Genomic DNA, 19,394 nt, shown 5'->3' on the forward strand with positions numbered 1-19,394 from the left:
TCAGACCGCAGAGCTGTCTTGGCATCAGACTCGAGGTGTACGGGTCCGTAGGGGATTCCCCTACCTGAGAGCTACGCAGAGTTATCCACAGGCCCGGCCCCTCCTATTGACGCAGCCTCTAACAACTGTCACATTCACCAGTGTCAAGTTACGGGCACGTACCGCAGTCGGCGTGGACGAGGGTGGCGGTGGCATGACGACGGCAGTGGCAGACGAACTCTCCGTGCGGCTGCGGGGTTTCAGGCAGGTGCAGCGCCTCGCCTACGACTGCGCGGAGGCGGTCGCCGCACAGCTGCAGCCAGGGGTGACCGAGCGCGAGGCGGCCCGCATGCAGCGTGCCTGGCTGCGGGAGCGAGGGGTGCGCGACTGGTTCCATCTGCCCTTCGCCTGGTTCGGGGACCGCACGGCGTTCGTGAACTTCCGCATCCCGCTCCAGTTCTTCCCGACGGACCGGCGGCTCGAGCCCGGGATGCCGTTCATCCTCGACATGGCTCCCGTGTACGACGGCTACACGGCCGACATCGGCTACTCGGGCTCCCTCGGGCTCAACCCCGTGCAGGACCGCCTCATGGCCGACCTGGAGGCGCACCGCCGGCTGATCCTGCGCGAGGTGCGCGAACGGCGCCCGCTGCGCACGATCTACGAGGACGTGGACCGCCTCATGGTCCGCCAGGGCTATGCCAACCGGCACCGCGCCTATCCCTTCGGCGTGATCGCGCACAAGGTCGACCGGGTGAAGCAGCGCCGCTGGTCACCGCATCTGTTCGGGTTCGGCGCCCAGTCCCTGAAAGGCCTGGCGAGCGACGCACTGCACGGCCACCGCGACGGCTGGTCCCCGCTGTGGTCGCCGTACCGCTTCTCCGACCACCCACCGCAGCCGGGCCTGTGGGCGGTCGAACCCCATCTGGGCTTCAGGGGTACGGGCGCGAAGTTCGAGGAGATCCTGGTCGTCACCGACTCCAGGGACCCCGAGGAGAGCGCCTTCTGGCTGGACGACGATCTGCCGCACGTGCGGCGCTGGGCGGAGGACAAGTGACGCGCTTTTCCCAGGAGACGCCGAAGGACGCGCGGGAGCGCCGGGTGCGGACCGGCGGTGTCGAACTGTGCGTGGCCGAGCTGGGGGATCCCGGGCAGCCGACGGTGGTCCTCGTGCACGGGTATCCGGACAGCAAGGAGGTGTGGTCCGACGTCGCCTCGCGGCTCGCCGAGCGCTTCCATGTCGTCCTGTACGACGTCCGGGGCCATGGCCGGTCGACGGCGCCGCGGCCGCTGCGCGGAGGCTTCACCCTGGAGAAGCTGACGGACGACTTCCTGGCAGTGATCGACGCGGTCAGCCCGGACCGGCCGGTGCACGTGGTGGGGCACGACTGGGGCTCGGTGCAGTCCTGGGAATTCGTCACCGTCAAGCGCACCGAAGGGCGCATCGCCTCCTTCACATCGATGTCCGGCCCGTCCCTCGACCACTTCGGCCACTGGATCAACAAACGCGTCAAGCGGCCCACCCCGCGCCGCGTCGGCCAGCTCCTCGGCCAGGGCGCCAAATCCTGGTACGTGTACCTGCTGCACACACCCGTACTGCCCGAACTGGCCTGGCGCGGCCCCCTCGGCAAACGCTGGCCACGCATCCTGGAGCGCATCGAGAAGGTGCCGGGCGGCGACTACCCCACCGCCACGCTGCCCACGGACGCGGCACACGGCGCCTGGCTGTACCGGGACAACGTCCGAGCCAGACTGCGCAGGCCCCGCCCGGACGCATACGCGCACGCACCCGTGCAGCTCATCACGCCCCTGGGGGACGCGTTCCTGTCGGAGAAGCTCTACGACGAACTGGAGCTGTGGGTCCCCCAGTTGACCCGCCGCACACTCCCGGCCAAGCACTGGATCCCACGTACCCGCCCTGACCAACTGGCGGCCTGGATCACCGAGTTCGTGACCACCACCGAGGGAGGAAAGAGCAGGGTGACGGCGACCGGCAAGTACGCCGACCGCTTCGGCGGGCAACTCGTACTGGTCACCGGCGCGGGCAGCGGCATCGGAAGGGCCACCGCATTCGCCTTCGCGGAGGCCGGCGCGCGCGTGGTGGCCGTCGACCGGGACGCCGAGGCCGCCGCCCGCACCGCCGAGCTGTCCCGCCTGGTCGGCGCCCCCGAGTCCTGGGCGGAGACCACCGACGTCTCCGACGAACAGGCCATGGAGAAGCTCGCCGAGAAGGTCGCCACCGAGTACGGCGTGGTGGACGTCCTGGTGAACAACGCCGGCATCGGCCTGTCCGGCTCCTTCTTCGACACCAGCCCGGAGGACTGGAAGAAGGTCCTCGACGTCAACCTGTGGGGCGTCATCCACGGCTGCCGGCTCTTCGGCAAGCAGATGGCCGAGCGCGGACAGGGCGGCCACATCGTCAACACCGCGTCGGCAGCCGCGTACCAGCCGTCCAAGGCGCTGCCCGCCTACAGCACCTCCAAGGCGGCCGTACTGATGCTCAGCGAGTGCCTGCGCGCGGAGCTGGCAGGCCAGGGCATCGGTGTGAGCGCGATCTGCCCCGGCTTCGTCAACACCAACATCACCTCGACCGCACGCTTCGCGGGCGTGGACGCCGAGGAGGAGAAGCGACGCCAGAAGAAGTCGGCACGGCTGTACGGCCTCCGCAACTACCCGCCGGAGAAGGTCGCCGACGCGATCCTGCGCGCCGTCGTGCGCAACGAGGCCGTCGTACCGGTCACTCCCGAGGCCCGGGGTGCCCACCTCATGTCCCGGTTCACCCCGCGCGCGTTGCGGGCGATCGCACGCCTGGAACCACCCCTGTGAACACCCCCGTTGGAGACGGAGGCAGCCGAGCGTGACGTACCGGATCGAGGACCTCGCACACCGCAGCGGCGCCACCGTCCGCACCATCCGCGCCTACCAGGACCGCGGCCTGCTCCCCCGCCCGGAGCGCCGCGGCCGCGCCAACCTCTACTCGGACGCGCATCTCGCCCGGCTGCGCCGGATCGCCGACCTGCTGGACCGCGGCTACACCCTGGCCTCCATCAAGGAGCTCCTGGAGGCGTGGGACGCGGGACGCGGCCTGGGCGGGGTGCTCGGGCTGGTCGCCGAGGTCGACGGCCCGTGGACCGACGAGGAGGCGGTACGGATCTCACGTGCCGAACTCGACGAACGCTTCGGCGGCTCTCCCGACGACGCAGCGGTCGCCGACGCCGTCGAACTCGGCGTCCTGGAGCCGGTGCCCGACGACGAGGACTCCTTCCTCGTGCCGAGCCCCCAAGAGCTCACAGTGGCCGTCGAGTTGCATGCCGCCGGCGTCCCCCTCTCCGCAATCTCCGGTCATCTACGGGAGTTGAGGGGCCAGGTCGAGCACATCGCCGCCCGTTTCCTGGAGTTCACCACCGAGCACGTCTTCGCCCGCTACCTCGACGGGCCACACCGCCCGACCGACGCAGACGCGGCCGAAGCGGCCTCGCTTGTACGGCGGCTACGGCCACTGGCCCAGCAGACGGTGGACGCGGAACTCGCGCGGGCGATGCGGTTGTTGGCGGTACGGCAGCTGCGGCAGCAGCTCGCTTCCGGGGAACCCGCGGCGGCCCGTCCGATGTCACGCTCCGTGTCGTTGCCCGAGGACACAATGCGGGCGGTGGAGGGGCTGGTTGGTCCGGAGCGGGCGGCGGAGTTCATCTGTCTGGCGGCCGAACGGGAGGTAAGGGCAAGGGGGTTGGACGCGCTCACGTCAAAGGGAGTGCCCCCAGCCGATCTTGACGAACACCACTGACATGTAAGTGGAGTTGTCCACAGAACCGCCAAGTAGCCTGTGGATAACTACAGTTGGTTGTGGATCAAACCTTCGCGCCAAAATAATCTGCGTGATCCACGTCTCTCCCGTCATGCTGAAGGGATGGAAGAAAGACGCACGCATGAAAGATGCATAGCCGAAAGACGCACCGTAAAGGTGTCGAAGTACCTCTCGAAGCATCTGCGCCACCAGCCGGAGCGCATCGGGCTCACGCTCGACGAGGCCGGCTGGGTCGAGATCGACGTACTGATCGCCGCGGCCGCCGCCCATGGCTTCCGCTTCACGCGCGAAGAGCTGGACCACGTTGTCGCCGCGAACGACAAGCAGCGCTTCGCCGTCGAGGGCACCCGGATCCGCGCCAGCCAGGGCCACAGCATCGAGGTCGACCTCGGACTCGCCCCGGCGACCCCGCCGCCGTACCTCTACCACGGGACAGTGGCCCGCAACCTGGACGCGATCCGCGCCGAGGGGCTGCGGCCCATGAACCGGCACGACGTGCACCTCTCGCCCGACCGCGAGACGGCGAACCGCGTCGGCGCCCGCCGCGGCCGTCCCGTCGTGCTCGGCGTGGACGCGGCCGCCATGCACCGCGACGGGCACGTCTTCCACGTCAGCGAGAACGGGGTGTGGCTCACCAAGGCCGTACCGCCCGAGTACCTGCGATTCCAGCAGCCGCACTGACGCCAACCGCTCCGAACGTGGTCGTGCGACCGCGCATGGTGACCGTTTCGTCTGTTGTCAGTGGGGCGGCTTAGTCTCGGAGGCATGAGTCTGCGTCTGAGCACTGTGATCCTCCCGTACCGCCGCTGGCACGAGGGCGGCCGTTCGGCATGGCAGCGCGCGGAGCAGCTCGGCTTCCACACCGCGTACACCTACGACCACCTGTCCTGGCGCAGCTTCCGGGACGGCCCGTGGTTCGGTGCCGTACCGACCCTGACCGCGGCGGCGGCCGTCACCGAGCGGATACGCCTGGGCACGCTGGTGACCTCGCCGAACTTCCGGCACCCGGTGCCCTACGCCAAGGAGCTGCTCTCCCTCGACGACATCTCCGGCGGCCGGTTCACCCTCGGCGTCGGAGCGGGCGGCAACGGCTTCGACGCCACCGTGCTGGGGCAGGAGCCCTGGACCCCGCGCGAGCGTGCCGACCGGTTCGCCGAGTTCGTCCAGCTCCTGGACCGGCTGCTGACCGAGGACGGCAAGGACGGGGTGTCGTACGAGGGCGACTTCTACTCGGCACACGAGGCGCGCAACATACCGGGCTGTGTGCAGCGCCCCCGGCTGCCCTTCGCGGTGGCCGCGACCGGCCCGCGCGGACTGCGCCTCGCGGCACGGTACGGGCAGGCGTGGGTGACCACCGGCGACCCCAGGCTGTACGAGAACGGCACTTCCGAACAGTCGATTCAAGCCATTCGCGGACAGGCCGAGAAGCTGGCCGACGCCTGCGCCGAGATCGGCCGGGACGTGGCCGGTATCGACAAGATCCTGCTCACCGGTTTCACCCCCGACCGCGCCCGTCCGCTGGAGTCCCTCGACGCGTTCGTGGACTTCGCCGGCCGGCACCAGGAGCTGGGCTTCACCGAGATCGTCGTCCACTGGCCCATCCCCGACTCGGACTTCGCCGCGGACGAGAAGGTCTTCGAGCAGATCGCCATGGAGGCCGCGGCGCAGCTCGGCTGAGCGGACGGAGTGTGACGGTGCTGATGAGGACGGTAACCACTCACATGTGCGGACTCCCGCACGGCCGTGCAGGCATATGCGGGAGAATGGGCCGGTGACCTCAGCGACTCGACAGCCCGAGACCCCGGCCGCCGCCGTTCCGCCGCGGCTCATAGCCACCGATCTCGACGGGACCCTCCTGCGGGACGACAAGTCGGTCTCCCCGCGCACGGTCGCCGCCCTCGCCGCCGCCGAGGATGCGGGCATCGAGGTCTTCTTCGTCACCGGCCGCCCGGCCCGCTGGATGGACGTCGTCAGCGACCACGTCCACGGGCACGGCCTGGCGATCTGCGGCAACGGCGCCGCCGTGGTCGACCTGCACGGCGGCCCGGGCGCCCACCGTTTCGTGAAGGTGCGGGAGCTGGCCCGGGACAACGCGCTGGACGCCGTACGACTGCTGCGCGACGCGGCACCCGGCACGGTGTGTGCGGTGGAGCAGACGTACGGCTTCCATCAGGAGCCGGACTACCCGAAGCTGCACATGGAGATCCCGGACAACCTCATGCCAGCCGAGGACCTGCTGGCGCCGGACGGCCCCGGCGCCGCCGAGCCGGTGCTGAAGATCCTCGCCTACCACCCGACCCTGGACCCGGACGGTTTCCTCACCACCGCCCGTCTCGCCATCGGCGACCGGGCCAACGTCACCCGCTCAAGCCCCAGCGCCCTGCTTGAGATCAGCGGCCCCGGTGTCTCCAAGGCCAGCACACTGGCCCTGTGCTGCGCCGAGCGCGGCATCTCGCACGAGGAGGTCGTCGCCTTCGGGGACATGCCGAACGACGTCGAGATGCTCACCTGGGCGGGCCAGTCCTACGCGATGGGCAACGCGCACCCGGACGTCATCGCCGCGGCATCGGGCCGCACGGTCGCCAACAACGACGACGGTGTGGCGCTCGTCATCGAGCGGATGCTGGCCGAACGTCGGTAGCCGCCCCGGCCATCCTGGAAATGCTGGGGATCCTCGTCATCCGAGGGGGACCCCTCGCGCCGCCAGCCACGGCACCGGGTCCACCGCGGAGCCCATCTGCGGCGTGACCCGCACCTCGAAGTGCAGATGCGGGCCGGTGGAGTTGCCGGTGGTGCCCGACTGACCGATCCACTGCCCGGTGTCCACCCGTTCGCCCTGGTCGACGGCGACGGCGGCGAGATGGGCGTACTGCGTGTAGTAGCCGCCCGGGTGCTGGATCACGATCTCGATGCCGAAGGCGCCCCCGCACGACACACTCACCACCCGTCCCGCGCCGACCGCCCGCACCGGCGTTCCGATCGGCACCGCGAAGTCCTGCCCGGTGTGCCGGTTCGCCCACCGGTCGCCGCCACTGCCGAAGCTCGCGGACAGTCGGTACGTCTGCACGGGCGCGACCCACGGCTGCGTGAACTTCGTCGCCGGCTGTTGGAGCCGGACGGCGCCTCGGCAGCTGCCGGCCGCGGCCGAGGCGTCCGCCTGCCCCTGCAACTCCCCACGAGCCTCCTCGAGTTTCCGCTCGATCGTGCCCCGCACTGCGGCGAGCTCGGTGTTCCGCTGCTCCAGCGCGTGCCACGCCGCCTTGGCCTTCGCTTCGTCGGCGGCGAACCGTGCCTCGGCACGGCGGCTCCTGCCGACGGAGCCCGCGAGGGCCAGATTGGTCTGCGCGAGGATGTGCTGTCCGCGCATCAGCGCGTCCGGGTCGTCCGCCAGGATCAACTGCGCGGCCGCCGGGAGACCGCCGCCGGTGCGGTACTGGGCGCGCGCGATCCGGCCCAAATCATCATGCAGGACGGCGATCTCCCGCCGCTCGCCCGCCAGCAGCGCCTCGGCCCGCTCGGCCCGCGCCCGCCGCACCTCGGCCTCCTGGCGACCCGCCTCGTACTGCTGCGTCGCCAGCGCCGCATCCTCGTAGAGCTGCACGACCTGAGCGCTGATGGCGGATCCGGAACCGCCGCCCAGGCTGCCGATCCCGTCACCATCGCCCTCGCCCATCGCCTGCATGGGCCGGGCCGCAAGCAGGACGAGCGCGCACAACAACGCCGGAACGAGCAGCGGATGACGGCGATATGAGTGCATGTCAGCGATCGTCGCCCAACCCACCGGGACCGGTCATTTTCAAGTCGTACGCCTGGGGGAAGCAGCACCCCGGATGGCTCAGTACGGACGGATCATGACGAGCCGGTACATCGCCTGCCACACCGCTGGCGCCACGCTCGCCTACGGCGCTCCGACCGGCAACTCCGTCGCCGCCTCCCGCTCCACCATCCCCCTCAACGGCCCCGGCACGGCGGCCAGTTCGGCGTACGTCCCACGCTGCACCACCCGCCCCTGCTCCAGTACGACGACCTCGTCGACCGCGTCCAGGCCGGCCAGCCGGTGCGTGATGAGCAGCGTCGTACGGCCCTCAGTGGCGGCCAGGAGGTCGGCGGTGAGGGCGTCGGCCGTCGGCAGGTCGAGGTGTTCCGCGGGCTCGTCGAGCACCAGGACGGGGAAGTCGGCGAGCAGCGCGCGGGCCAGCGCGAGCCGCTGCCGCTGCCCGCCCGACAGCCGGGCCCCGTGCTCGCCGACCAGCGTGTCGAGTCCTTCGGGCAGGCTGTCGGCCCAGTCCAGCAGCCGGGCCCGGGCGAGCGCGTCGCGCAGGTCACCCTCGGTGGCGTCCTTCTTCGCCAGCAGCAGGTTCTCCCGCACCGAACTGTCGAAGAGGTGCGCATCCTGGGCACAAAGCCCGACGAGCCGTCGTACGTCGTCGCCGTCGAGGGCGTGCGCGGCCACGTCGGCCAGCGTGTACGAGCCCGCTTCCGCGTCCAGGAACCGCAGCAGCACCTGCGCCAGCGTCGTCTTGCCCGAGCCGGACGGCCCGACCACGGCGATCCGGCGCCCCTGGTCGAGGGTCAGGTCGAGGCCGTCGAGCGCATCCCGGTCCTGTCCCTCGTACCGGGCGGTCAGACCCTTCAGGACGACCGGGAAGGGGGATGCGGGGGCCTGCCGGCGCCGCTCCGGCTCCCGTACCGGCTCGGGCGCATCCAGCACCTCGTACACGCGCTCCGCGCTCCTGCGCACCCGCTGCCGGTACTGCACGGCCAGCGGCAGCCCGAGGACGGCCTCGAAGGCGGCCAGCGGGGTGAGGACGACGACGGCCATCGCCACGCCGCCCAGCCGCCCCTCGGCGACCCCCTGGGCGCCCACGAGGGCAGTGGCGGCGACCGTCAGACCGGACAGCAGCGCGGTGAGTCCGTCGCCGAGCGCGGTGGCGGTGGCCGCGCGCGAGGCGATCCGGGTGAGGATGCCGTCGGCGCGTCGTGCTTCGGCGGTACGGGCGGGCAGGGCGCCGGCGACGGTCAACTCCGCGGTGCCGGTGAGCAGATCGGTCACACGCGTCGCGAGCACTCCTCGGGCGGGGGCCAGCCTGTGTTCGGCACGGCGCGCCACGGCACCGGTGACCAGCGGGACACCGACTCCGGCCGCCACCAGCCCGACGGCGAGCGCGATACCGGCCTCGGGCAGCAACCAGGCCGTGAAGCCGACGGCCGCGGCAGACACGATCGCCGCAGAACCCGCGGGCAGCAACCAGCGCAGCCAGTAGTCCTGGAGGGCATCCACATCGGCGACGAGCCGCGAGAGCAGATCGCCCCGGCGGGTGCTGCGCAGCCCGGCAGGCGCCAGCCGCTCCAGCCGCCGGAAGACGGCGACCCTGGTGTCGGCGAGCATCCGCAGCACCGCGTCGTGCGACACCAGCCGCTCGGCATACCGGAAGACGGCCCGCCCGATACCGAAGGCCCGCGTCGCCGTCACGGCCACCATCAGATAGAGCACGGGCGGCTGCTGCGAGGCCCGCGAGATGAGCCACCCGGACGTGGCCATGAGCCCGACGGCGCTGCCGAGCGCCAGGCTGCCGAGCAGCAGGGCGAGGGCGAGACGACTGCGCCGGGGGCCGGACATGGCACGGACGCGGGCGAGGACGGCGCGCGTGCCCGTCGTGAGTGCGGACGTCGCGGTCTCGCCCGGCACGTGCCCGCCGGCCTGGATCGGGCGCGCCTCGGGCGTCGCGGCCCCGGTCTCCACGGAAGCAACGGGTGATACGGGCCCCTCCGCCCGCACCGCCCCGTGCGTCATCTCCAGCCGGACCACCCGGTCCGCAACGCCCAACAGCGCCGGCCGGTGCACCACCAGCAACACCGTCCGCCCCACCGCCAGCCGCCGTACCGCCTCAACGACCTCGGCCTCGGTGGCCCCGTCCAGGGCGGCCGTCGGCTCGTCGAGCAGCAGCACCGGACGGTCCGCGAGAAACGCCCGGGCCAGCGCGAGCCGCTGCCGCTGCCCGGCGGACAGCCCGGCCCCGTCCTCGCCGAGTACGGTCTCGGCGCCCCGGGGCAGCGCATCAACGAACTCCAGCGCCCCGGCATCGCCCAGCGCTTTGCGTACAGCGGTGTCGTCGGCGTCGGGCCGGGCCAGCCGTACGTTCTCGGTGATCGTCCCGGCGAACAGGTGCGGCCGCTGCGGCACCCAGGCGACCCTCGACCACCACTGGTCGAGATCGACGTCGGCGAGATCGGCTCCGCCGACCCGCACCCGCCCCTCACTCGGACGCACAAACCCCAACAGCGCGTTCAGGAGCGTCGACTTGCCCGCGCCGCTCGGCCCGACGAGCGCGACAGTCTCCCCTGGCTCGACGGCGAAGGACACATCCGACACTGCGTCCTCGGACCGCCCGGGGTACCGAACCGTGACCCCCTCGAAGGCAATGCCACCCGTCGGCACAACCCCGGCGCCCGACGCCGGCACGGGGGTCTCCAGAACGGCGAAGATCTCCTCGGCCGCCGCAAGCCCCTCCGCCGCCGCGTGGTACTGCGCACCCACCTGACGCAACGGCAGGTAGGCCTCGGGCGCGAGGACGAGGATCACCAGACCGATGTACAGGTCCATCTCGCCGTGCACGAGCCGCATGCCGATCGTCACGGCGACCAGTGCGACGGAGAGCGTAGAGAGCAGCTCCAGCGCGAAGGACGAGATGAAGGCGATCCGCAGCGTCCGCATGGTCGCCTGCCGGTACTCACCGGTGATGCGTTTGATCGACTCGGCCTGCGCCTTGGCACGCCCGAACACCTTCAGGGTCGGCAGCCCCGCGACGACGTCCAGGAAGTGCCCGGACAGCCGGGACAGCAACCGCCACTGACGGTCCATCCGGGACTGGGTGGCCCAACCGATCAGCACCATGAACACCGGGATGAGCGGCAGGGTTGCCACGATGATCGCCGCCGAGACCCAGTCCTCGGTGACGATCCGGGCCAGCACCGCCACCGGCACGACCACCGCGAGCCCCAACTGCGGCAGATAGCGCGAGAAGTAGTCGTCGAGGGCGTCGACTCCACGGGTGGCGAGGGCGACTAGCGATCCGGTCCGCTGCCCGCTCAGCCATCCCGGGCCCAGCTCGACAGAACGCTCGAGCAACCGGCCCCGTAGCTCCGATTTCACCGCCGCACTCGCCCGATGCGCGGCGAGTTCGGTGAGCCAGGAAACCAGGGCACGACCACAGGCGACGGCCGCCAACAGCAGCAGGGGAGTGCCGAGTTCGGCAACCGACTTGCCGTGCTGGAACGCCCCTACCACCACCTCGGCGATCAGCATCGCCTGAGCGATGACCAGCGCTGCTCCGGCGGCGCCCAGACCGACGACCGCCACCATGAAGAAGCGGGTGGCACGGGCATAGCGCAGCAGACGCGGGTCGATCGGTTTCACGTGAAACACACCCTCTTCTCAAGGGGCATGTTTCACGTGAAACATGCCCCAAGTCGGACTCAGTGCATGGCTCCGGCAGCAGCGTCGGCAGCGATGTGCTGCGTCCCGATCCGCTTGCGGAACACCCAGTAGGTCCACCCCTGGTAGAGCAGGACGATCGGCGTGGCGATCGCCGCGCACCAGGTCATGATCTTCAAGGTGTACGGGCTCGACGAGGCATTGGTGACCGTGAGGCTCCAGTCCGCATTGAGCGACGACGGCATGACGTTCGGGAAGAGCGACAGGAAGAGCATCGCCACGGCGGCCACGATCGTGACCCCGGACAACGCGAACGACCAGCCTTCACGCCCGGCCTGATTCGCCACCAGGGCGGCGACCAGTGCGGCCACCGCGACGACGAGCGCCACCAGGCTCTTGCCGTCACCACTGTCGACCTGCGTCCACAGCAGGAAGATCAGCGCCACCACGGCGGTGACGAGACCGACCACCGTCGCCAGTTTCCGCGCCCGCTCCCGGATGTCCCCGACCGTCTTGAGCGCCGTAAAGACCGCCCCGTGGAAGGTGAACAGCGTGAGCGTCACGAGCCCGCCGAGGAGGGCGTACGGGTTGAGCAGATCCCAGAAGTTGCCGACGTACTCGAAGTTCTTGTCGATCTTCACGCCCCGCACGATGTTGCCGAAGGCGACACCCCACAGGAACGCCGGGATCAGCGAGGTCCAGAAGATCGCGGTCTCCCAGTTGCGCTGCCAGTTCTCCTCGGGCCGCTTCGCCCGGTACTCGAAGGCGACGCCCCGCACGATCAGGCAGACCAGGATGATCAGCAGCGCCAGGTAGAAGCCGGAGAAGAGGGTGGCATACCACTCGGGGAAGGCGGCAAAGGTCGCGCCGCCCGCCGTGAGCAGCCACACCTCGTTGCCGTCCCAGACCGGCCCGATGGTGTTGATCAGTACCCGCTTCTCCAGCCGGTCGCGGGCGAGCAGCTTGGTGAGGATGCCGACCCCGAAGTCGAAGCCCTCCAGGAAGAAGTAGCCGGTCCACAGGACGGCGATCAGGACGAACCAGACGTCGTGAAGTTCCATGTCTCGATCTCCCTCGGCCTAGTACGAGAAGGCCATCGGCTTGTCGGCGTCACGGGTGTCGCCGCCGATCTTCGTGGGCGGGTTGAGGTCCGCCTCGGTGAGCTCGGGCGGGCCCGCCTTGATGTACTTCACCAGCAGCTTGACCTCGATGACGGCGAGGATGGCGTAGAGCGCGGTGAAGGTGATCATCGAGGTGAGGACCTCGGCCTGGGAGACGCCGGGGGAGACCGCGTGCCGGGTCTGCAGGACGCCGTAGACGACCCACGGCTGGCGGCCCATCTCGGTGAAGATCCAGCCCCAGGAGTTGGCGATCAGCGGGAAGCCCAGGGTCCAGATCGCCACCAGCCAGTACAGCCTGCTGAGCTTGGGGCTGAGTGCCTTGTTCCTGAAGAGGACCAGATGCGGCACCTCGTCGTCGCCGACCCGCAGGTGCTGCGCCAGCATGAACTTCTTGCGGGTCAGCCAGAGTCCGACCAGGCCGATGGCGAAGGACGCCATGCCGAAGCCGATCATCCAGCGGAACGCCCAGAAGGTGACGGGGATGATGGGCCGGTAGTCGCCGGGACCGTACTTCTGCTGCTCGGCCTTGTTGGTGTCGTTGATGCCGGGGACGTACGAGTTGAAGTTGTCGTCGGCGAGGAAGGACAGTATTCCGGGGATCGACAGTTCGACCGTGTTATGGCCCTTGCTGACGTCTCCGTAGGCGAAGACCGAGAACGGCGCGGAGTTCTGACCGTCCCACAGGGCCTCGGCGGCAGCCATCTTCATCGGCTGCTGCTTGAACATGACCTTGCCGAGCGTGTCGCCGCTGATCGCCGTGAGCAGGCCGGCGATGACGACGGTGACCAGACCCAGCCGCAGCGAGGTCTTCATCACGGAGATGTGCTTCTTGCGGAACAGGTGGAAGGCGGCGATGCCGACCATGAACGCGCCACCGGTCAGGAAGGAGGCGGCGAGCGTGTGGAAGGCCTGGGCGAGCGCGGTGTTCTGGGTCAGCACGTGCCAGAAGTCGGTGAGTTCGGCACGCCCCTTCGCCTTGTTGATCCGGTAGCCGACGGGGTGCTGCATCCAGGAGTTGGCCGCGAGGATGAAGTACGCCGACAGGATCGTGCCGATCGAGACCATCCAGATGCAGGCCAGATGGATCTTCTTGGGCAGCTTGTCCCAGCCGAAGATCCACAGGCCGATGAAGGTCGATTCGAAGAAGAACGCGATCAGAGCCTCGAAGGCGAGCGGGGCACCGAAGATGTCACCGACGAAGCGCGAGTAGTCGGACCAGTTCATACCGAACTGGAACTCCTGCACGATGCCGGTGACCACACCCATCGCGATGTTGATCAGGAAAAGCTTGCCCCAGAACTTGGTCGCTCTGAGGTACTTCTCGTTCTCCGTGCGCACCCAGGCGGTCTGCAGGCCGGCCGTGAGGGCGGCGAGCGAGATCGTCAGGGGGACGAAGAGGAAGTGGTAGACGGTGGTGATGCCGAACTGCCAGCGCGCCAATGTCTCCGGCGCCAGAGCCAGGTCCACGTCGTCAGTCTCCTTAGGTCGCCGTGGTACAGCGGCAGTTTGCCCCTTATGTCACACACATCATCGGAGCAACCGGGACACGCTTGTGAACGCGTTCACATTCACAAGCAATTATGACGCACTGATTGTCGAGGCCCGAAGGGGGGTCCCGCTTGGGCCCTTCGGTACCCCCTTGGCAGCGACTTCAACATATTGTTGAATTGCCTGCCGTGCAGATACGGATCTCGTGGCCCGCCGGCCACCTCACCGCGACCCTCGACGACACCCCGACCGCCCAGGCCCTCGCCAAGGCACTGTCGCTCGCCTCCACCGCCCGCACCTGGGGCGAGGAGGTCTACTTCGACACGGGTGTCTCTGTTCCACGTGAAACAACGGCCCAACAGGTCGTGGACCCCGGCACGGTCGCCTTCTGGACCGACGGCAACGCCCTCGCACTCCCCTACGGCCCCACGCCGATCTCGCGAGGCGGGGAGTGCCGCCTCGCGAGCCCGTGCAACGTCCTGGGTCACCTCGACGGCGACCCTGAGCTCCTCGCCACGGTCCGCGACGGCGACCCGGTGCGCGTGGAACTCGTGGACGAGTAACTCCTGTTCAGAGCTCCTTGCGGAACCCTTCCGCCACCTTCAGGAAGATGTCGTTCGCCTCGGTCTCCCCGATCGTCACCCGCACACCCTCGCCCGGGAACGGCCGGACCACCACGCCGTGCTGCTCGCACGCCGCCGCGAACGCGACCGTGCTCTCCCCCAGCCGCAGCCACACGAAGTTGGCCTGGGTCTCGGGCACCGTCCAGCCCTGGGCGCGCAGCCCGTCGACCACGCGGTTGCGCTCGCAGACCAGGGAGCCGACCCGGCCGAGCAGTTCGTCCTCGGCCCGGAGCGAGGCAATGGCCGCCTCCTGCGCCAGCTGACTCACGCCGAAGGGCACCGCCGTCTTGCGCAGCGCCGCCGCCACCGGCTCATGGGCGATCGCAAAGCCGACGCGCAGGCCCGCGAGACCGTACGCCTTGGAGAACGTACGCAGCACGCAGACGTTCGGCCGCTCGCGGTACAGCTCCACGCCGTCCGGCACCTCGGCGTCGCGGATGAACTCGCGGTACGCCTCGTCCAGCACCACCAGCACATCGCTCGGCACCCGGTCGAGGAACCGCTCCAGCTCGGCCCGCCGTACCACCGTGCCGGTCGGGTTGTTGGGGTTGCAGACGAAGACGAGGCGCGTCCGGTCGGTGATCGCGTCCGCCATCGCATCCAGGTCGTGCACATCGCCCGGCGTCAGCTGCACCCGCACCGAGCTCGCCCCGCTGATCTGCGTGATGATCGGGTACGCCTCGAAGGACCGCCAGGCATAGATGACCTCGTCGCCGGGGCCGCTGGTGGCCTGGATCAGCTGCTGGGCCACGCCCACCGAACCGGTGCCGGTGGCCAGGTGGGAGAGCGGGACGCCGAAGCGGTCGGACAGCTCGTTCATCAGGCCCGTGCAGGCCATGTCCGGGTAGCGGTTGAAGGACGACACCGCGGCCGTCACCGTCTCCATGACGCCGGGCAGCGGCGGATACGGGTTCTCGTTGGAGGACAGCTTGTAGGCCACCGGACCGCCGGTCGCGGCAGGCTTGCCCGGCTTGTAGGTGGGGATACCCTCCAGCTCGGCGCGCAGCTTGGGGCTCGTCTCGCTCACCACAGTCCTCCTCATGACCACCGGCTTTCAATACTGCTCACCTTATGAGGATTAGTCGCTCCTGCGTACAGCCCAGGACAGACCTCATCCGTCACACCCGCATCAGGGGCATCACCACCCGTAGGCAGACGAATCGGGGGGCGCGATCACATATATCTATGCGCCGGTGGCTCGCGCCCTGGCGCGCATCACCCGTGAAGGTGAGTTGAGACCTCTTCGAAACATCCGGGACTTGGCAGGCCCATGCGCGCCGACAAGTCACGTAGGTCCATTGGATCGTTCAACTGACTTTGTTTCAAAGGTAGTTGACGGTAAATGACCTTGCAGAAACGTGCCTGTCAACGCGTGCATATGCGTCCGCCCTACCCCACGTCATGAGCCCTACTATCGGCTCGCCATGACAGCAGCAGGGAAGCACCAGGTGAGCCGCGCGGAAACCTCACGCCGAGGCAGCCGGCCGGGCCGGGCGGGCATCAGAGACGTTGCCGCCGCCGCCGGAGTCTCTATCACGACCGTCTCGGACGCCCTCAACGGCAAGGGCCGGCTCCCGGACGCCACCCGACGCCATGTCCGCGAGGTCGCCGACCGGCTGGGCTATCGCCCGTCGGCAGCGGCCCGAACCCTCCGTACCGGCAAGTCGGGCCTCATCGGCCTGACCGTGACGACATACGGGGATGAACCTTTCACCTTCACCGAGTTCGCATACTTCGCCGAGATGGCGCGCGCCGCCACCTCGGCCGCGCTCGCCCGGGGCTACGCCCTGGTCATCCTGCCCGCGACCTCCCGCCACGACGTGTGGTCGAACGTCGCGCTGGACGGCACGGTCGTGATCGACCCCTCCGACCAGGACCCGGTCGTCAGTGAACTGGTCCGGCAGGGTCTGCCGGTCGTCTCCGACGGCCGCCCGGCCGGCTCGCTCCCGGTCACCGCGTGGGTCGACAACGATCACGAGGCCGCCGTACTCGGCATCCTCGACCACCTGGCCGACGCCGGAGCCCGCCGCATCGGCCTGCTGACGGGAACGACGACCGACACGTACACCCATCTGTCGACCACGGCCTATCTGCGCTGGTGCGAACGCGTCGGCCAGGACCCGGTGTACGAGGCCTACCCGGCGCACGACCCGTGCGCGGGCGCCGTCGCCGCCGACCGGCTGCTCGCCCGCCCCGACCGCCCCGACGCCGTCTACGGCCTGTTCGACCCGAACGGCACCGACCTGCTCGCCGCCGCCCGCCGCTACGGCCTGCGCGTACCGGACGACCTGCTTCTGGTCTGCTGCAGCGAGTCCACCGTGTACGCCAACACCGAACCGCCCATCACCACGCTCTCACTGAAGCCGCGTCGCATCGGCACGGCTGTGGTGCAGCTCCTCATCGACGCGATCGAGGGGGTCGAATCGGACCAACCGGTCGAGCAGGTGATACCGACGGAGCTGATCGTGCGTACCTCATCCCAGCGACGTCCGCCGCGTACGACGGTCAGCGCGCCGCGGTCGCCCGAAGAGGAGTAGAACAGCGGCCGTCAGCAGGCGGTCGAAGCCCTGCCCAATCGGGGCGAAAGCCGCGGTGAACTGGACTCTTACTCCGATTCACCACCCCTGGGTCATCACATGGCGCGATCGGCATTCCTATGATGGGCCCACGACACCGCGGGCCGCTGCGACCAGGCAGTCCGATGAGGTGCAGATGCGGCGCGATGGTGGAGGGGTCTGATGACTCAGGGGGCCGGTCAGGGACCCGAGGTGGAGCGGACGGCGACGTTGCGCGACTTTCGGGTACCGGCGTATGTCCACGAGACCGGTCCGTACGGCCACAGCACACACCCCGGCGACGTCGCCAGACCCGTCGAGGAGCCGGCCGACCACCCGGAGGGGTACACGCCGACGCAGCGCGACCTGCCGGTCGTCAACCGCGGTGACACGCTTCAGGTGACAGTCGACCCCGCGTCCCTCGCGGCCCCGCAGCAGACGGACGGCGCGGGCCCGCTGTACGTCGTCGGTGATGTGCACGGCTATCTAGACGAATTGGTGGCCGCCCTCCAGGAGCAGGGCCTCATCGACACCGCGGGGAACTGGTGCGCGGGCACCTCCCGGCTGTGGTTCCTCGGCGACTTCACCGACCGCGGCCCCGACGGCATCGGCGTCATCGACCTGGTGATGCGGCTGTCCGCCGAGGCGGCCGCGGCCGGCGGCTACTGCAAGGCCCTCATGGGCAACCACGAGCTGCTGCTGCTCGGCGCCAAGCGGTTCGGCGACACCCCCGTCCACTCCGGCGCGGGCACCGCCACCTTCCAGGCGGCCTGGCTGCTCAACGGCGGCCAGAAGACCGACATGGACCGCCTCCAGGACCACCACCTCCAGTGGATGGCCCGCCTCGACGCCATCGAGGAGGTCGACGGCTATCTGCTCGTCCACTCCGACACCACCGCCTACCTCGACTACGGCGACTCGATCGAGGCGGTCAACGACACCGTCCGCGAAACGCTCACGCGCAACGACGCGGACGAGTGCTGGGATCTGTTCCGCAAGTTCACCAAGCGGTTCTCCTTCCGCGACGAGGGCGGTGCAGACGCCGTACGCTCCCTGCTGGATACGTACGGTGGCACGCGGATTGTTCACGGTCACAGCCCCATTCCGTATCTGCTGGGCGAGGTCGGCTCCGAGGACGGCGAGGACAGCGCAGGACCCGTGGTCGAAGGGCCGCACGTCTACGCCGAGGGCCTCGCCATCGCGATGGACGGCGGAGTGACCATGGCCGGAAAGCTACTGGTTCAACAACTGCCCCTGGATATCTGAACGTTCACAGGGCAGGCGACCCCCCAAGGAGGAATCGCGATAAACGGCGCAGGCCGGGGCCCAATTTCTTCAAACCCCCTGTCACCGTGTGCCGTCGCCGCTCTACCATCGGCTTATCCGTAGCAGGCTCCCCTCCGTTTCTGCCCGACGGCTCGTTGGCATGCGAGCCCCAAGCCCTACGGAGCATCGGGGGATGCACATGAACAGCGTTCCGCAGCACCTGCTGAGCGAGGACCGCCAGGAGTACGAGCGGGTCCTCGATGAGGCGCTGCGCTCCGCCCCAAACCGCCCGGAACTGGCCGCTGTCGGTAAGCGGCTCAACCCCGAACAGCTGCGCACCATGGCGCTCAACGCCACCGCAATCATCACGGTGGCCGCAGCGACCGAGTACCAGCACTACGTGAAGGTTCGCGAGGAACTGCGCCAGCCGGCGTCGTCCACCCCACCGTCCACCCGCGAATCCGGCTCTGCGGAGCCGGGCGCGGCAGCGATGGGGCTCGCCACCACCCTCGGCGAGGCCGCCGAGCCGGCCGGCGCAGGCGCCGTCGCCGTCGCCGCCGTCCTCACCCCCGTCCTCGCCGGAACAGCTGCGGTGATCTTCCTGCTCGTCGGGTACATCATCAGGTCACTTGACCCCAAACAGGTGTTCGGCAAGACCATGATCACCGCCGGTTGGGTGTTCGGCGCCATGACCGCGGCCGCGATCCTCGTCGCCGCTGTCGGACTGCTGCTCACCGCCCTGCGCAACCAGCCCTCACTCGAGTCGGGACCTTACGGCGAACTGACCGGGGAAGTGGCCCTGGCCAGGGAAGCCTGGCGCGAAGCACTCCTGGAGCGCGGCATCATGCCGTTCCTGCGCGAGGCACTCGCCGACCCCGGCACCGCCGCGGCGCTGCACAGTACGACGCCGCAGGCACCGGCCGGCCGCATGCCGCATCTCGGCTACGACCGCCCGGGCTTCAGCAGCCCGGACGACGGCTCGGCTCCCGGCCCACGCCCGAGCTTCAGCAGCCCGGACTACACCAGCCCGGACTTCGGAGGCCCGGAACACCAGCCGGAGTAACCGTCGGCTTGCGCCCTCCGCACCAGCAAGGCCCGCAGGGCCCGCCGGGGGAGCGCAAG

15 protein-coding genes are annotated in these 19,394 nt (G+C 69.5%); 10 read left to right on the forward strand and 5 right to left on the reverse strand.

What is annotated here, in order from left to right; all coding sequences use genetic code 11:
- Positions 1–193 precede the first annotated feature (193 nt).
- From P2Q00_RS38750 to P2Q00_RS38775, 6 genes are all read left to right on the forward strand, one after another.
- Entirely contained in the window at positions 194–1,036 is an 843-nt protein-coding gene (locus P2Q00_RS38750; RefSeq protein ID WP_275779003.1) for a M24 family metallopeptidase, read from the forward strand.
- Entirely contained in the window at positions 1,033–2,805 is a 1,773-nt protein-coding gene (locus tag P2Q00_RS38755) for an SDR family oxidoreductase (RefSeq protein ID WP_275779004.1), read from the forward strand. Before P2Q00_RS38750 ends, P2Q00_RS38755 begins: the two co-directional genes overlap by 4 nt.
- A gap of 31 nt (positions 2,806–2,836) precedes the next feature.
- Positions 2,837–3,763, forward strand: a complete 927-nt coding sequence (locus tag P2Q00_RS38760) for a MerR family transcriptional regulator (RefSeq protein WP_275779005.1) — start codon at positions 2,837–2,839, stop codon at positions 3,761–3,763.
- Between the two features lie 123 nt (positions 3,764–3,886).
- Positions 3,887–4,465, forward strand: coding sequence for an RNA 2'-phosphotransferase (locus P2Q00_RS38765; protein ID WP_275779006.1), 579 nt, complete (start codon positions 3,887–3,889; stop codon positions 4,463–4,465).
- 84 nt (positions 4,466–4,549) lie between these two features.
- Positions 4,550–5,461: an LLM class flavin-dependent oxidoreductase gene (locus P2Q00_RS38770; protein ID WP_275779007.1), complete on the forward strand. Its 912-nt coding sequence runs from the start codon at positions 4,550–4,552 to the stop codon at positions 5,459–5,461.
- Positions 5,462–5,537: 76 nt separating this feature from the next.
- Positions 5,538–6,425: an HAD hydrolase family protein gene (locus P2Q00_RS38775; protein WP_275779008.1), complete on the forward strand. Its 888-nt coding sequence runs from the start codon at positions 5,538–5,540 to the stop codon at positions 6,423–6,425.
- A gap of 36 nt (positions 6,426–6,461) precedes the next feature.
- On the opposite strand, the gene P2Q00_RS38780 is transcribed toward P2Q00_RS38775, so the two are convergent.
- The 4 genes from P2Q00_RS38780 to P2Q00_RS38795 all read right to left on the reverse strand — a co-directional run bounded on the left by P2Q00_RS38780 (position 6,462) and on the right by P2Q00_RS38795 (position 13,807).
- The gene (locus P2Q00_RS38780) at positions 6,462–7,541 is read right to left on the reverse strand and encodes a M23 family metallopeptidase (RefSeq protein ID WP_275779010.1); all 1,080 of its coding nucleotides are present in this window, start codon (positions 7,539–7,541) and stop codon (positions 6,462–6,464) included.
- A 141-nt stretch (positions 7,542–7,682) separates the two neighbouring features.
- A complete protein-coding gene (gene cydD, locus P2Q00_RS38785) occupies positions 7,683–11,201 on the reverse strand; it encodes a thiol reductant ABC exporter subunit CydD (RefSeq protein ID WP_275779011.1) in 3,519 nt (1,172 codons plus the stop codon).
- A 59-nt stretch (positions 11,202–11,260) separates the two neighbouring features.
- A complete protein-coding gene (gene cydB / locus P2Q00_RS38790; protein WP_275779012.1) occupies positions 11,261–12,280 on the reverse strand; it encodes a cytochrome d ubiquinol oxidase subunit II in 1,020 nt (339 codons plus the stop codon).
- Between the two features lie 18 nt (positions 12,281–12,298).
- Positions 12,299–13,807 (reverse strand): cytochrome ubiquinol oxidase subunit I, encoded by a 1,509-nt coding sequence (locus P2Q00_RS38795; protein ID WP_275779013.1) that lies wholly within the window; start codon positions 13,805–13,807, stop codon positions 12,299–12,301.
- Positions 13,808–14,016: 209 nt separating this feature from the next.
- Here P2Q00_RS38795 and P2Q00_RS38800 point away from each other — a divergent pair, with 209 nt between their 5' ends.
- Positions 14,017–14,391 (forward strand): cyclophilin-like fold protein, encoded by a 375-nt coding sequence (locus P2Q00_RS38800; RefSeq protein WP_275779014.1) that lies wholly within the window; start codon positions 14,017–14,019, stop codon positions 14,389–14,391.
- A 7-nt stretch (positions 14,392–14,398) separates the two neighbouring features.
- Here P2Q00_RS38800 and hisC read toward each other — a convergent pair whose 3' ends face one another.
- On the reverse strand, positions 14,399–15,478 hold the full coding sequence (gene hisC, locus P2Q00_RS38805; protein WP_275779015.1) for a histidinol-phosphate transaminase: 1,080 nt from the start codon (positions 15,476–15,478) through the stop codon (positions 14,399–14,401).
- A gap of 397 nt (positions 15,479–15,875) precedes the next feature.
- Here hisC and P2Q00_RS38810 point away from each other — a divergent pair, with 397 nt between their 5' ends.
- From P2Q00_RS38810 to P2Q00_RS38820, 3 genes are all read left to right on the forward strand, one after another.
- Positions 15,876–16,988, forward strand: coding sequence for a LacI family DNA-binding transcriptional regulator (locus tag P2Q00_RS38810; RefSeq protein WP_275779016.1), 1,113 nt, complete (start codon positions 15,876–15,878; stop codon positions 16,986–16,988).
- Positions 16,989–17,189: 201 nt separating this feature from the next.
- Positions 17,190–18,272 (forward strand): metallophosphoesterase, encoded by a 1,083-nt coding sequence (locus P2Q00_RS38815; protein ID WP_275779017.1) that lies wholly within the window; start codon positions 17,190–17,192, stop codon positions 18,270–18,272.
- Positions 18,273–18,465: 193 nt separating this feature from the next.
- On the forward strand, positions 18,466–19,335 hold the full coding sequence (locus tag P2Q00_RS38820) for a hypothetical protein (RefSeq protein ID WP_275779019.1): 870 nt from the start codon (positions 18,466–18,468) through the stop codon (positions 19,333–19,335).
- Positions 19,336–19,394: the final 59 nt, after the last annotated feature.

The organism is Streptomyces coacervatus (assembly GCF_029223485.1).
GTDB classification, from domain to species: Bacteria; Actinomycetota; Actinomycetes; order Streptomycetales; family Streptomycetaceae; genus Streptomyces; species Streptomyces coacervatus.